The organism is Phenylobacterium sp., from assembly GCF_030698145.1.
GTDB lineage: Bacteria > Pseudomonadota > Alphaproteobacteria > Caulobacterales > Caulobacteraceae > Phenylobacterium.
In genome coordinates this window covers 1-12,970 of record NZ_JAUYNW010000063.1, presented here as the reverse complement: position 1 = coordinate 12,970, position 12,970 = coordinate 1, and the positions used below count along the sequence as shown (strand labels likewise).

Sequence of the window (12,970 nt, the reverse complement as noted above, 5' to 3'; positions counted from 1 at the left end):
GAGCCCGCGCCATCCTGGTGCGGGTATGCCGACGCGCTGGAGCAACTCCCTTGCTTGCCAGACCAAGTGGCGCTGACCGTGGCTGCGTTCACGGTGGGGCGTCAGGACGACTGGCCTGGTCCAGGCCGGATGCGCTTCGGCTGTTTCGCCTGCAACAACGTGGCTGACGCCGATGGATCGGTTCCGATTCACTTCCGCAACTTCGACACTGACGCGGCGGGAGGGCCGCTTGTGAGGATCAAGCTCGCTCGGCGAAGGGACGAGATGGCTGCGCTCGTCGAGCACATCCTCACGAAATGTCCCGACGCCAAGCATGTCCGGGGGCGGTCATGGCTATACCATCTGCCAGCCTACCGCCGCGTCTTCCCGCCCGCCTATGTGGCCTCGGCCGAGCCGGTGGAACCTGAGGCACGGAATTTTCAGGGCAACTCGCTGTGGGGGCAGGTCATCGACAGCGAAGAGCAGCTTCGACCCGATGTCACTGATATGGTCATGGCGGCGTTGCCAACGATGGACCTCGCCCGCCCTTGGACGGTGTTCCCCTTTGGGTTGCTGGCGACGCGCGCGTCCTTGGAGAAGTTCGTAGAGTTCTACCGCCTCTGACGCGGTGAGATCTTCGCATCGGGTCGCGAGCAGCTATGATCTCAAACCGAACGGACCTTCGCCGCTGCTAGAAATATGGGGACACTATACATAAATTGGCGTGCTACCGGCGTGGCGCTGAACTCTTGCCGGGCGTGCCAGCGCGGCGTTGAATCAGGCATAGTGTCCCCGAATTTCCGCCCGAAAGGATCATATGCTCGGCGCTTCGTCATATCTCATTTGCGCCACCCCGCGTTCCGGCACCACGCTTCTATGCGATCTCCTCGCTGACACCGGGGTGTCCGGGCGTCCAAACTCGTATTATCGCCGTCCGGACATTTCGAAGCGGGCGCAGTCGTGGGGGCTATCGAGAACTGAATTTGCGGACGATATCGAATTCAATCGGATGTACCTCGCGGCCGCTCTGCGAGAAGGCACGGGTGAAACCGGAATATTTGGCTTGCGAATTATGTGGGACAGTGTGGCGGAACTCACCACACGTCTTAGGTTGCTCTACCCAAGCATCGCAGATGACGCGGCGCTCATTGAGCGCGCCTTCGGGAAGCCTCTCTACATCCACGTTTCTCGAGTGGACAAGACCGCTCAAGCAATATCGCTGCTAAAAGCCGAACGCAGTGGTCTTTGGCACGTCGCCGCCGATGGAAGCGAGCGCCAGAGGACAGGTCCGCCGCAGCCAGCGCAGTATGATGCGGAGCGTATAGCCAGCATCATAAGGGAATTGGAATCCGATGAGGCGGCATGGGAGTGCTTCTTCGCGTCGCACCACATCCAACCTGTACGGGTCACCTACGAGGCGCTGGCCGATGACCCGCGCCAGGTGCTCCGAACCCTTCTGTCTTCCCTGGGCTGCACGCCAGAGGCCGCCTCAGCTGTAACGGTCAAGACGGCAAGGATGGCGGATGTCCTTAGCCGAGAGTGGGCCGACAGGTTCAGGCGATCGGTCGCGGCGTTGAATTAAGTATCGTGTCCCCGAATTTTGCCCTGCCGGCGCCCTCGCTCGGGCGTTGAAGGGCGCGACCAGCCCCAGAAATTGACAAACTTTGCCAAATTCCGCGTCCTCTGAGCCAAGAGGTGCGATCATGGCGACGATGAATGTTTCCTTGCCCGAGGCCCTGAAGGACTGGGTCGAGGGGCGGGCGCGGACGGGGCGCTACAGCAATGCGAGCGACTATGTGCGGGACCTGATCCGGCGGGACCAGGAGCGCGACGAGAAGATCGGGGCGATGCAGCGGCTGGTCACGGAAGCGCTGGACAGCGGGATCAGCTCGAACGCGATGCAGGACATCCTCGAGGCGGCGCGTCGGCAGGCCGGCGTGGTTCGTGACCTGTAGGCGCGGCCGCGGGGCCGAAGAGGAGGCCTTGGAGCGGCTGTTCGCGCTGAACCAGGAACCGGCGGCGGCGGGGCGGTAGGGTGATGGATCCGCCCCCCTTCGACATCGCCGCCCTGCGCAAGGCCGCCGGGGACAAGATGTTCGCGCGGGGGCAGGGGTATTTCGAACAGGATGCCGTCGACGTGGTGGCCGCCGACGAGGGGCGGTTGCTGGCGCGGGTGTTCGGGACGGAGACCTATCGGGTGGAACTGCTGCGGCGGGCGCGGGGGTTCGCCGGGAGTTGCACATGCCCGGCCTTCGATGACTGGGGCGTGTGCAAGCATATGATCGCCCTGGCGCTGTGGGGGAACGCCGCCGCGCCGGAGGATATGGAGATCGCGCGGGTGCGGTGGGACCGGCTGCGGGCCCCTTTGCTGGCGCTGGATCGCGAGGCGTTGGTGGACAAGGTGCTGGACATGCTGTTGGCCGATCCCGAGGCGCTGGATGCGCTGGAGATGGGTGATGCCTACGACGAGGATGAGGGGTAGGGCCTTGGCGTCCTGCTGAGCCGGTGGAGGACCCGGAGGGTCTAGGGACTTTAACCCCTGCCGAAGCCCGTCGAACCTCAGTCAAAGGGCATTAAAGTCCCCCTCACCCGGCCAATCGGCCGGGAGCTCCCCCAGAAGGGGAGCATCTGACCACACATCCGGGGATCGGGCGGGGATCGGGTGGCGCGTGTACCGGGCGATGCGAATGTTCTCGAAATGTTCTCGACTTTCGCGCCGAATTCTGCGAGACTTCGGGCAGTCTGACGGGCTTGGCGCCTCGCGCGGCGGCCGGACTTCCCCACCCTGACCGCTTCGCGGTCTGTCCCTCCCCATAAAGAGGAGGGATGAGGTTTGCGAGACTCCCATGACTTCTGACGTTGCAGTTCCCCGGCCCTGGCGGGCCTATTCCGACGCCTTGGCTTCGGTGGTCTGCGCGCGGCTGGCGGGCGGGGAGAGCCTGATGGCGGTCTGCCGGGAGCCGGACATGCCGAGCCGGGCTGGGGTGAAGGGGTGGGCGAAGGCCAGGCCCCAGTTCCGGGCTCGGCTGGCGCAGGCCATGGCGGCGGGGCGGGGCAATCCGCGCGGGGGGCGGCGGACGCTGTACTGTCCGCCGGTGGCCGAGCTGATCTGCGCGCGGGTGGCGCGGGGGATGACGGTGGGCCAGGCCTGCGACCTGCCGGGCCTGCCGCACGAGGACACGGTCTATGGCTGGCTGAAGCGCCATCCGGAGTTCGCGCAGGCCTATGGCGTGGCGCGGATGGCGCAGGCGCACCGGCGCTTCGACCAGGTGTGGGAGGAGGCGCAGGGGGCGACGCCGGAGACCGCCTATCTGGCCCGGGTGCGGATCGACGCGCTGAAATGGCAGGCCGGCAAGCTGGCGCCGACCCGGTACGGGCCCAAGCCCCTGGTGGAGGGGGACGGGGCGGTCGTGGAGGACAACCGCACCATCCTCAACATCACCGTGCGCAACTTCGGCGACACCTATGGCGATGGACCGGAGGGGCCGGGGGCGCTTGCGGTGCGGTGAGGCGGCCTTGGTCATGGGGCTATTGACCTAGAGCATGCTCTAGGATGTTCCCTCCGAAACTGGTTCAACCTGGAGACCAGTGAGATGCTCGACAACAAACAGATCGTCGCCAACGCGATGGAGGCCCTGGCCGGCGGCGACAGCCGGGCCTTCTACGAGGCGATGGCGGAGGACATGGTGTGGCGCCCGATGGTCGGCGGCGTGTGGGGCGAGGTCCACCACGGCCGCGAGCGGGCGCGCGACAACCTGTTCGCACCGCTGCGCAAGCAATACGCCAGCGCCTACACGAATACGGCGACGAACATCTTCGCCGAGGGCGACGTGGTGATCGTCGAGGCGCGCGGGGCCGTGACGCTGAAATCCGGAAAGGCCTACGACAACCGCTACTGCTTCGTGATCGAGATGGCCGGGGGCAAGATGGCCGAGGTGCGCGAGTACCTCGATTCAGCGCTGGCCGAGGCCGTGCTGGAGCCGCTCCCGGCGTGAGCGTCCGCTATCATATTGGGCGCTTCGCCAAGCTCGTGGATCGAAGCGTCCATACGATCCGCTGGTATGAGGCCCAGGGCCTCATACCAGCGGTCGGGCGCGACGGCGGCGGGCGGCGGGTCTACGAGGCCGACCACGTCGAGCACGTGCTGTTCCTCGAACGGATGCGGCGCACGGGGATGTCGGTGGCGGACATGCGCCGGCTCACCGAGCTGTCGATGCAGGGCTGGCCCAGCCTGGGCGCGCGCCGGTCGCTGCTGAACGAACATCGCGCCGAGATCGAGGCGCGGATGGTCGACCTCAAGACGGCGCTCGAGCAGATCGACGTCAAGATCGCCTTCTATGACGAGTGGGCGGAGAAGAAGCGCCGGCCTCGCTGACCGAGGCCTCGTCAGGAGGGGTTTCAGGGCGCAGGATCGTCCGAGGTCGGATGAGGAGAGCGGTCTTGCGGTCGGGTTCGTGGATATTCGCCGGCCTGGTCGGGACGGTCCTGTTGACGATGGCGTCTCCGGCGCTCGCCCAGCATGAGCATGAGGGGCATGAGCTGGGGACGGTGGCGTTCGAGACATCCTGCGCCCCGACCGCCCAGGCGCGCTTCAACCGCGCCACGGCCTGGCTGCACTCCTTCGAATATGAGGAGGCGGAGAAGAGCTATCTCGAGGCGGCGGAGGCCGATCCGGGATGCGCCATGGCGCACTGGGGCGTGGCGATGAGCAACTATCATCCGCTCTGGGCGCCGCCGACGCCGGGGGAGCTGGCCAAGGGGGCCGCGGCGGTGGCCAAGGCCAGGGCGATCGGGGGCAAGACGTCGCGGGAGCGGGACTATATCGCCGCCGCCGGGGCGTTCTACGACCAGGCCGGCTCGCCCCACCTGACCCGGGTGCTGGCCTATCTGGACGCCATGCAGGCGCTGGCCGGCCGCTATCGGCGGGACCGCGAGGCCGGGGTGTTCCATGCCCTGGCCCTGATCGCCGCCGGCACGACGGACGCCGACGAGACCTATGCCCGCGAACGCCAGGCCGCCGCCATCCTGAACAAGGTGCTGGCGCAGGAGCCCAACCATCCGGGCGTCTCCCACTACCTGATCCACAGCTTCGACTATCCGGCCCTGGCCGACCTCGCCCTGCCGGCCGCGCGCAGCTATGCGGGCATCGCGCCGGCCTCGGCCCACGCCCAGCACATGCCGTCGCACATCTTCACGCGCCTGGGCCTGTGGGCGGAGGCGATCAAGTCCGACCGGCAGGCGCAGGCGGCGGCCAAGGCCTACGCCGCGCGTCACGCCCTGCCGGGCGCCTGGGACGAGCAGCTCCACGCCATGGACTATCTGGTCTATGCGCACCTGCAATTGGCGCAGGACGATCAGGCCCAGGGCGTGCTGGACGAGCTGAACGGCCTCAAGCGGGTCGATCCGCCGAACTTCAAGGTGGCCTACGCCATGTCGGCCATTCCGGCGCGGATGGCGCTGGAGCGGCGGCGGTGGTCGCAGGCCGCCGCCTTGCCCCTGCCCTCCGCCGACCGGGCCGGCGTGGCCTGGTCGAAGTTCCGCTGGGCCCAGGCGCATATCCATTTCGCGCGCGCTGTCGGCCTGGCGCGCACGGGACGGGTCGCCGAGGCCGCGAGCGAGGTCGCCGCCCTGGACGAGATCCGCAAGGGCCTGCCCGCGCGGCCGGGCGAGTACGACTGGGGCGGGCAGGTGGAGATCCACCGACTGGTGGCGGCCGGCTGGCTGGCCCATGCCAGGGGCGAGCGGGAGGCCGCCCTGACCTTGATGACGGCGGCCGCCGAGGCCGACGACGCCACCGAGAAGCACCCGGTGACGCCCGGGGCGATCCTGCCGGCGCGGGAGCAGCTGGGCGAACTGCTGCTGGAGCTCAAGGCGCCGGTCGAGGCGCTGGCGGCGTACGAGGCCTCGCTGCGCCGGGCGCCGCGCCGGCTGGGCGGACTGCTGGGCGCCGTGCGATCGGCCGAGCTCGCCGGAAGCCGGGCCAAGGTGCGCGAGTATCGCGCGATGCTGCCGGTGTGCGGCGCCGGTTGCGAGCGGCCGGAGCTCGACCTCAGCCGGGCGGGGCCTGGGCGAGGGCCTGGGTGACCCACTGGACGATGGCCGGGGTCGGCATGGCGCCGGAGACGCGGGCGATCTCGCGGCCCTTGCGGATCATGATCATGCTGGGGATGCCGCGGATGTTGTAGCGCCCGGCGATGGCGGGTTCGGCCTCGGTGTCGAGCTTGGCCATCCGCACGCGGGGCTCAAGCTGCGCCGCGGCGGCCTCGAAGTTCGGGCTCATCATGCGGCAGGGGCCGCACCAGGCCGCCCAGAAGTCGATGACGAGCGGCAGGTCGCTCTTGAGCGCGTGCCGCTCGAAGGTCGCCGCGGTCAGATCGACCGCCTTGCCCTGGAAGAGCAGGGCGCCGCACTTGCCGCACTTGGGCCCGCTGTCGAGCTTGCCCCTGGGGACCCGGTTGAGCGAACCGTCGACCGGACAGGCGACGACAAGCAGATCGGCGGCGGCTGTGGCGTCTGACATCGGACTCTCGCGGCTCTCTGGGCGCGGGCTGGGGAGCGGTGTGTCCTTCTCCCGCAAGGGGAAAAGGAACATGAGCGGCTTTTTCTCAGGTCGAGGCGGTGGTTTCGGGCAGGCCCAGGATGCGCTTGGAGATGATGTTGTTTTGGATCTCGAAGGAGCCGCCGTAGATCGACATCGCCTTGCCGCCCAGCCAGCCGCGGACGGTCTCGATCTCGTCGCGGGTGAAGTCGTCGCCGTCCCAGCCGAGGCCCTGACAGCCGAAGATCTCCAGGCTGAGCTCGGCGCGGGTCTGGGCCACGTGGGTGGCGGAGTTCTTCAGGATGGAGGCGGTGTTGGTGGCCCCCGAGGCGCCCTTCGACTCGGCCACGATCCGGGCCAGGGTCAGGCCGTGGACCTTGGCGTCCATCAGGTGCTGGGTGAGTCGGGTGCGCAGGTCGCTGTCGGCCAGGCGGCCCTGGTCGTCGACGCCCACATAGCGCTTGGCGATGTCCTGCAGCGGCGCGGCGCGGCCGCCCGAGGAGGCGCCGGTCTGGCTGGCGCGCTCATGCTGCAGCAGGCGCTTGCCGACGGTCCAGCCGCCGTTGAGTTCGCCCAGCAGGCCGTCCTTCTCCGCGCGCGCATCGGTGAAGAAGGTTTCGCAGAACGGCGAGGCGCCGGCGATCAGCGCGATGGGGCGCGGATCGATGGCGTCCTGACGCATGTCGATGAGCATGAAGGAGATGCCGTCGTGCTTCTTGGCGGCGAAGTCGGTGCGGACCAGGGCGCCGCACCAGTCGGAGTACTGGGCGCCGGAAGTCCACGTCTTCTGGCCGTTGATCACATAGTGGTCGCCGGCGTCCTCGCAGCGCATCTGCAGGGAGGCCAGGTCCGAGCCGGCGTTGGGCTCGGAATAGCCGACGCACCACTGCACGTCGCCGCGCACGATGGGCGGGATGTGCCGGGCCTTCTGGGCCTCGGTGCCGTAGTCGAGGATGGTCGGGCCGATCATGGTCACGCCCATGCCGAACATCAGCGGGTTGAAGGCGCCGATCCTGGCCATCTCCTGGGCCAGGGTCCGGGCCTCCAGCGGCGAGAGGCCGCCGCCGCCGTACTGGGCCGGCCAGGTCGGGGTCGCCCAGCCCTTGGCGCCGATGGCCTTGCGCCAGGCGGCGAGGTGGGGGTCGGCATAGGAGATCTCGGCCGAGGCCAGGGCCGCCTTGCCCTTCAGCGCCGGCGGGAAGTTGGCGCCGAGCCAGGCGGCGACGTCGCTCCGGAAGGCCTCGAGCCCGATATCCCCGCCATGATCGGCCATGTCACGTCTCCCGTCTGTGCTGTCGAGGGCCATCCTAGGCCCGCGGGAGGCGGCGACAAAGACTGACCCGACGTCAGGTCTTCCTGAGCCAAAAGGACGCGCCGTAGAGGTTGAGGGTCTCGCGCGGACCCTGGCGCAGGAGGGCGGCGGCCTTTGCGGCCAGGGCCGGGTCCTGGCCGACATACCAGCAGGGGAACAGGACCTCGAAGGCTTGCCCGCCGAACAGCAGGGCCGTGGCCAGCAGGTACTGCTCGTTCCACAGCCGGGCCACGTGGCCGGAGATGTAGTCGTCGGGCAGGTAGATGTCGTGGACCTGGACGATCACCCCGTGCTTCAGACGCGGCAGGATGTCGAGGAAGAACACCGTGACGTCCGAGCCCTGGAAGGCGCGGTGCGAGGAATCCAGGAAGAGGATGTCGCCGGGGACCAGGGCCTCGAACATCTGGGGCGGGCAGTCCTCCAGCGGCCGGCGGATGACGTCGTCGCACAGGGCGTCGACCTCGTTGCGGGGCTGGGGGTCGATGGAGGTCAGGCGGGTCCTGAGGCCGTAGCGGGTCACGGCGCGGCGGGCGAACTTGGTGGAGACCCCCGAGCCGATCTCCAGGAAGCGGGCCGGATCGTGGGCGCGCAGCATCTGCGTCAGCACCATGCCGTCCAGCGGCGGGAACCAGGCGTTGAGCCAGAAGGGCGTCGGGGTTTCATAGGCGCCGCCCAGCGGGATGTCGTCGAAGTCGCCGGCGATCTCGCCGAGGCGGTCGAGGAACTGGCCGTAGCGCGGGGCGCCGGCGCCGATCAGGGCGGCGAGCTCGCGGTGCGGCGGGCGGCCCGAGCCGTAGCGGACGGTCGAACGGTAGGGATAGTCGATCACCTTGAAGGCGTGCTCGCCCTGGTCGGTGGCGAAGGGCCCGCCGTTAAGGGCCGCGTCGAGATCGGCCCGGGCCTGCGGGTCGCGGGCCGCGGCGGCCTGCAGCAGGGGCAGGGCCTCGTCGCGGCGCCCGAGCTTGACCAGGGTGACGCCCAGATAGCGGCCGGCCTGGAGGTGCTCTGGGTCGGCGTCCAGGATGCGGCGGAAGATCAGCTCGGCATGGTTCAGCATGTGCTCGCGCAGGCGCGTGACGCCGATGGCGAGCTGCTGGTCGAGGGCGGTCATTTCGCCGGCTTCGCCGGGGCGGGCGGCTTCTCGGGTTCGCCCGGGCCAGGCTCGTCGGGCTCGGCGGCGGCGATGCGGGAGGCCTCGGCCATGGACTTTCCGGCCAGCAGGGCGCGGGCCTGGGCCGGCAAGGGGCCGCCGTGCGGATTGTTGGCCACGCCGGAGAGCATGCCCACCGCCTGGTCGCGGCGGTCGCGTTTGATGAGCGCCGCGCCGGCCCAGACCGACGCCATCTGCACCGACGGCGCCAGGGCGCGGGCCTCCAGCAGCACGTTGAGATCGTTCTCGGTGGGGTAGGCGGGCTCAGCGCTGCGGCTGTAGGCGTAGGCCAGCAGGATGCGGTAGTCGTCCTGGTCGAGCGCGTAGGCCTTGCCGAGGAGCTTGCGCGCGGCGCGCAGGCGCTCGACGTGGGTGTCGGGTGCGCGCTCGGCGGCGAGGATCTGGCCCATCCCCGCCAGATACAGCAACTCGACGTCCCCAGGCGCCTCCTTCAGCCGGCACTGCGCGATGGCTTCGCCGGCCGCGGTGTCGCCGAAGTTGAACTCGGCGCGCGCCAGGGTGAGCTCGGCCAGGCGGTCGCCGGGATAGCGGGCCGCCCGGGTCCGGATGTCGGCCAGCAACGCCGCGTCGGGCTGGGCGACCGAGGCCGTGGCCAGGCGCAGGTTGTCGAGCAGGAACGCCTCGGCCGTGGCCGGGAGGGGGGTGATCGTGACCTGGGGCGGGCCTTCCATCGGCGGCTTGACCATCAACATCGGCAGCCTGCGGTAACCGCGCAGGGCCTTGGTCAGTTCGAGGATGGTGAGGCCGGTGGCCTCCTGCATGGCCTTCACCGGCGGTTCGCCAGCGGCGATGGCCCGGGTCGCCTTGTTGATCTGCGCGACGCGGGCGGGGTCGCCACGCATGTAGTGCATCAGCAGCCAGGCCTGGCCGTAATAGATGTGGCGCTTGGCCGGTTCGATCTCGGAGGGCGACTTGGAGAGCACCGTCTCCAGCGGCAGCCAGGGGGCATGGAACAGCCAGTAGGCGCGGTTCTCGTTGTAGCCGCCAACCTTGACGCCCTTCCAGGTGACCTCCGCGGTCATGAAATACTCCGCCCAGCCCTCGATGAACCAACCCGGATAGGCGGCGGGGAAGTTTTCCAGCATGAAGTGGTGGGCGTACTCGTGGAACAGGACGTCATCGGCGCCCATCACGCTGTCCGACGAGCGGACCACCGCGAAGGTCGCCTGGGGCGCGGCGCGGTAGAAGCCCCCGATGCGGTCGTCGAGTCGCGGCTCGACCCGGCGCAATTCGCGGCCGTCGGCCACCAGATAGACCTCAAGTTTGCGCTGAGGGACGCCCTGGCCGACGGCGGGATTGAGAATGCGCAGGGTGGCGTCGAAGATCGTCAACCGTTCGGCGAGGTTGCGGACCGCCTTGTCGCGTCCGTCGCCGTAGACGATGAAGCGGTCGGTCTCGGCCTTGATCCAGGCCGCCCGGGCCGCCGCCGGGTGGAGAAAGCTCACGACGGCGATGGCGCACGCCATGCCGATCAAACGCCTAGGACCCGTCACGCCACACCCCACCCCGGTTGCGGCCAAATCCTAACGCACGGGAGGCGGGTGTCGAGGCCGCGGCGAAGCTGGCTCGCCCGAGGGGCGAGCGGAGGGCGGCGCTCCTAGATCCTCCCCCAGCGCGCGGCGCGATTAGTGGGAGGTGGCGCGTCGCCTCTATCGGCGACGTGTCGGAGGGGTTGCAGCCCATAAGAGTCAAAGTCCCCCTCAGTCACCTGCGGTGACAGCTCCCCCAGGAGGGGAGCATCTAGGTCCTACCCGCCGAAGCCGCGGCCGCCGCCGAAGCCGCCTCGGGAGACCACGGAGGTGCGGGTCTGCATGCGGGGCGGCGCCTGGCGGATGCTGTCGGGCGGATCGATGCTCTGGCGCGAGATGGTGGTGCGCCCGGTCGTGTAGTCGCGGCCGAGCGTGCCGCCCCAGCCCGTCTGGTAGCCGTCGCGGCCGCGATAGAGGCCGGTGCCGCGGTAGTAGCGATTGCCGCCGCCGTCGAACATCTGGCCGATGACAAAGCCGGCCAGCAGGGGGGTGAAGAAGCTGCCGCCGCCCGAGCCGCGCGGCACGCAATTGCCGGCGCCGTAGGTCTCCTCGCAGGTGGCCTTGGCCTCGAAGCGGGGGGCGGACTTGTCGTTGTCCTCGAGCGCCTTGGCGTAGGCGGTGTCGCACTCGGCGTCGGGGATCGCGTTGGCGGTCTTGCAGGAGTCCAGGTCGGCGTACTGGAAGGTCTCGACCTGCTCGCCCTGGGCGACCGAGCCCTGGTCCCAGCGCGCGGCCGAGGGTGGGTCGTCGCAGGCGGCGACGGTCAGGCTGGCGCCGGCCAGCATGGTGGTGAGGGTGAGGGAGGAGGAACGCTTCATGACGGGCCTCACGCGGTCATGCAGGCGGCGTTGAGCAGGCCGACGGCGATGGAGACCCCGGCCAGGTAAACGCCGATGGAGACCTCGCCGGCCTCGATGCGCGCCTTGACGTCGGGCAGGGCGATGAGGCGCACGGCGGTGAAGGCCACGATCTGGATCACGCCGGCCAGGGTCGCCCAGGCGGCGAACTCCAGCAGGCTGACGGTGTGGCTGAGCGCCGAGGCGAGCGGCAGGACGTAGCCGATCAGGGCGCCGGCCAGCGCGATGGCCGCGGCGGTGTTGCCCGCCCGGATCAGGTCGCGCTCCCTGTAGGGAGTGATCCACTGGTAGATGACCTTGAAGGCCAGGGTGAAGATCCCCGCCGTGACGAAGGCCAGCAGGAAGGCGAGGGCGCCGGTCTGGAACGCGGTGACATCGAACATGGCTTGGCCTCTCAGGCTCTGAATTCACCGACCGCCAGGGGCAGGCCGATCATGATCTCGTGCGTGACGTCGCCGTCCTTGGGCTCCAGCGTGATCGCCAGCAGCAGCTCGCGGCCCTCGTCGGGCAGGTCGCGATGGAACAGCATGCAGGTCTGGAACAGGCGCGAATAGGGGATCTCGGCGGCCCGGTCCTCGAAGACGTTCTCCCAGAAGGTCACCGGCGCCTGGTCGATGGTGTCCTCGTCGAACCAGAAGCGGCGATAGATCGGCAGGTCGTCCTCCATGAAGGTCGCCCCGCGCAGCTTGTCGGCCCACAGGCGGTTCTGGGCCGAGCTGCCCGGATAGGCGGTGCGCCAGGGGACGAAGAGCGTGAAGTCGTTGGCGCTCTGGCCCTCCTTGTCGTCGGAGACCGCCTGAAACATCACGTGGTCGTCGGTGTAGAAGCGATGGACGAAAGCGCCGTCGTCGAGGCTGACCACGCCCTGGGCGGTGATCTCCAGGGTGTCGCGGTCGAGCGCGAACTTCGTCTGGTCGCCGAAGCGCCGCCAGGTGAGGGGATCGAGGATGACGGTGCGCCCGATGGTGACGTTGCGCACAATAGGAAGCACCGGCGCGGCCAGCTTCGGGGTATCCTTGCCGAAGAGCTTGCGGAACATCGGTGGGCGCTTTCCTAAACCCGGGGCAGAATGACCCGCTGCGACATCTTGTCAAGCGTTCATGGTATGCGTACATGTATCCATGGCTAGACGAGCTCCCCGATCCGAACAAGCCGCCCTGCGCACCCGCGCCTGGCGTCTGGCCAGGCGGGAAGCGGGGTTCGTGAAGATCGAGGTCTGGGCGCCGTCGGCGTGCAAGGCCGACATCCAGGCCGCAGTGCAGGCCATCGTCATCGAGTCGACGCGCGGCCCGGCTTTGTTAGGCAAAACCATTCACGCACAAGGCGTCAAACACATGGACTCCGTCATAGACACCGCCTGGACCGTTCCTGGCCTGCGCGACGCGCTCGTCGAGAGCACCCTGGTCCGCGAGGGTGAGCTGACCGCCCAGGTGATCGAGGGGACCGAGCCGGTCCTGCTGGTCACCATGCACGAATACGGCGACCTGCCGGTCTATGTCAGTGTCGGGCCGCTGCAGATGGTGGTCTCGGTGATCCTCTGGCCGGTGGACGAGCAGAAGGACCAGGCGGCGTTCAACGTCTTCC

General features: G+C 68.8%; 16 protein-coding genes. 9 read left to right on the top strand and 7 right to left on the bottom strand.

From position 1 onward, the window contains the following. Window positions 1-54 precede the first annotated feature (54 nt). The 8 genes from Q8Q77_RS09165 (at window position 55) to Q8Q77_RS09130 (ending at window position 6,063) form a co-directional block, all read left to right on the top strand. Complete coding sequence (locus Q8Q77_RS09165; RefSeq protein ID WP_305583270.1) at window positions 55-603, top strand: hypothetical protein; 549 nt, start codon at window positions 55-57, stop codon at window positions 601-603. Between the two features lie 193 nt (window positions 604-796). Beyond that, window positions 797-1,561 carry a Stf0 family sulfotransferase gene (locus tag Q8Q77_RS09160; protein WP_305583269.1) on the top strand — a complete coding sequence of 255 codons (765 nt, stop codon included), beginning with the start codon at window positions 797-799 and terminating at the stop codon, window positions 1,559-1,561. A gap of 82 nt (window positions 1,562-1,643) precedes the next feature. Beyond that, window positions 1,644-1,934, top strand: a complete 291-nt coding sequence (locus Q8Q77_RS09155; RefSeq protein ID WP_371130436.1) for a type II toxin-antitoxin system ParD family antitoxin — start codon at window positions 1,644-1,646, stop codon at window positions 1,932-1,934. Window positions 1,935-2,017: 83 nt separating this feature from the next. Beyond that, on the top strand, window positions 2,018-2,461 hold the full coding sequence (locus Q8Q77_RS09150) for an SWIM zinc finger domain-containing protein (protein WP_305583267.1): 444 nt from the start codon (window positions 2,018-2,020) through the stop codon (window positions 2,459-2,461). A gap of 364 nt (window positions 2,462-2,825) precedes the next feature. Beyond that, window positions 2,826-3,488 (top strand): hypothetical protein, encoded by a 663-nt coding sequence (locus Q8Q77_RS09145; protein WP_305583266.1) that lies wholly within the window; start codon window positions 2,826-2,828, stop codon window positions 3,486-3,488. 84 nt (window positions 3,489-3,572) lie between these two features. After that, on the top strand, window positions 3,573-3,974 hold the full coding sequence (locus Q8Q77_RS09140) for a nuclear transport factor 2 family protein (RefSeq protein WP_305583265.1): 402 nt from the start codon (window positions 3,573-3,575) through the stop codon (window positions 3,972-3,974). Continuing rightward, window positions 3,971-4,354, top strand: a complete 384-nt coding sequence (locus Q8Q77_RS09135) for a MerR family transcriptional regulator (protein ID WP_305583264.1) — start codon at window positions 3,971-3,973, stop codon at window positions 4,352-4,354. Before Q8Q77_RS09140 ends, Q8Q77_RS09135 begins: the two co-directional genes overlap by 4 nt. Window positions 4,355-4,419: 65 nt before the next feature. Then, window positions 4,420-6,063, top strand: a complete 1,644-nt coding sequence (locus Q8Q77_RS09130; protein ID WP_305583263.1) for a hypothetical protein — start codon at window positions 4,420-4,422, stop codon at window positions 6,061-6,063. On the opposite strand, the gene trxC is transcribed toward Q8Q77_RS09130, so the two are convergent. From trxC to Q8Q77_RS09095, 7 genes are all read right to left on the bottom strand, one after another. Then, window positions 6,029-6,499 (bottom strand): thioredoxin TrxC, encoded by a 471-nt coding sequence (gene trxC, locus Q8Q77_RS09125; RefSeq protein ID WP_305583262.1) that lies wholly within the window; start codon window positions 6,497-6,499, stop codon window positions 6,029-6,031. The two genes, Q8Q77_RS09130 and trxC, sit on opposite strands and share 35 nt — an antisense overlap. Window positions 6,500-6,584: 85 nt before the next feature. Next, window positions 6,585-7,790, bottom strand: coding sequence for an acyl-CoA dehydrogenase family protein (locus tag Q8Q77_RS09120; RefSeq protein WP_305583261.1), 1,206 nt, complete (start codon window positions 7,788-7,790; stop codon window positions 6,585-6,587). A gap of 73 nt (window positions 7,791-7,863) precedes the next feature. Continuing rightward, complete coding sequence (locus tag Q8Q77_RS09115) at window positions 7,864-8,940, bottom strand: class I SAM-dependent methyltransferase (RefSeq protein ID WP_305583260.1); 1,077 nt, start codon at window positions 8,938-8,940, stop codon at window positions 7,864-7,866. Next, complete coding sequence (locus Q8Q77_RS09110; protein WP_305583259.1) at window positions 8,937-10,466, bottom strand: hypothetical protein; 1,530 nt, start codon at window positions 10,464-10,466, stop codon at window positions 8,937-8,939. Before Q8Q77_RS09110 ends, Q8Q77_RS09115 begins: the two co-directional genes overlap by 4 nt. Window positions 10,467-10,747: 281 nt before the next feature. Further along, window positions 10,748-11,347 (bottom strand): DUF1190 domain-containing protein, encoded by a 600-nt coding sequence (locus Q8Q77_RS09105; protein ID WP_305583258.1) that lies wholly within the window; start codon window positions 11,345-11,347, stop codon window positions 10,748-10,750. 8 nt (window positions 11,348-11,355) lie between these two features. After that, a complete protein-coding gene (locus tag Q8Q77_RS09100) occupies window positions 11,356-11,769 on the bottom strand; it encodes a DUF350 domain-containing protein (protein ID WP_305583257.1) in 414 nt (137 codons plus the stop codon). A gap of 11 nt (window positions 11,770-11,780) precedes the next feature. Continuing rightward, window positions 11,781-12,425, bottom strand: coding sequence for a YjfK family protein (locus tag Q8Q77_RS09095; RefSeq protein WP_305583256.1), 645 nt, complete (start codon window positions 12,423-12,425; stop codon window positions 11,781-11,783). 295 nt (window positions 12,426-12,720) lie between these two features. Between Q8Q77_RS09095 and Q8Q77_RS09090 the strand changes: the two genes are divergently transcribed. Beyond that, window positions 12,721-12,970, top strand: a 250-nt coding sequence (locus Q8Q77_RS09090) for a DUF2170 family protein (protein WP_305583255.1), incomplete at its 3' end; no start/stop codon positions are given.

What these genes read in the sequence shown, in the direction of transcription:
- Q8Q77_RS09110 (WP_305583259.1), bottom strand. Translation starts at nt 10,466, where the DNA reads ATGGCGTGCGCCATCGCCGTCGTGAGCTTTCTCCACCCGGCGGCGGCC.
- Q8Q77_RS09120 (WP_305583261.1), bottom strand. Translation starts at nt 7,790, where the DNA reads ATGGCCGATCATGGCGGGGATATCGGGCTCGAGGCCTTCCGGAGCGAC.
- Q8Q77_RS09105 (WP_305583258.1), bottom strand. Translation starts at nt 11,347, where the DNA reads ATGAAGCGTTCCTCCTCCCTCACCCTCACCACCATGCTGGCCGGCGCC.
- Q8Q77_RS09140 (WP_305583265.1), top strand. Translation starts at nt 3,573, where the DNA reads ATGCTCGACAACAAACAGATCGTCGCCAACGCGATGGAGGCCCTGGCC.
- Q8Q77_RS09145 (WP_305583266.1), top strand. Translation starts at nt 2,826, where the DNA reads ATGACTTCTGACGTTGCAGTTCCCCGGCCCTGGCGGGCCTATTCCGAC.
- Q8Q77_RS09095 (WP_305583256.1), bottom strand. Translation starts at nt 12,425, where the DNA reads ATGTTCCGCAAGCTCTTCGGCAAGGATACCCCGAAGCTGGCCGCGCCG.
- Q8Q77_RS09160 (WP_305583269.1), top strand. Translation starts at nt 797, where the DNA reads ATGCTCGGCGCTTCGTCATATCTCATTTGCGCCACCCCGCGTTCCGGC.
- Q8Q77_RS09115 (WP_305583260.1), bottom strand. Translation starts at nt 8,940, where the DNA reads ATGACCGCCCTCGACCAGCAGCTCGCCATCGGCGTCACGCGCCTGCGC.
- trxC (WP_305583262.1), bottom strand. Translation starts at nt 6,499, where the DNA reads ATGTCAGACGCCACAGCCGCCGCCGATCTGCTTGTCGTCGCCTGTCCG.
- Q8Q77_RS09100 (WP_305583257.1), bottom strand. Translation starts at nt 11,769, where the DNA reads ATGTTCGATGTCACCGCGTTCCAGACCGGCGCCCTCGCCTTCCTGCTG.
- Q8Q77_RS09150 (WP_305583267.1), top strand. Translation starts at nt 2,018, where the DNA reads ATGGATCCGCCCCCCTTCGACATCGCCGCCCTGCGCAAGGCCGCCGGG.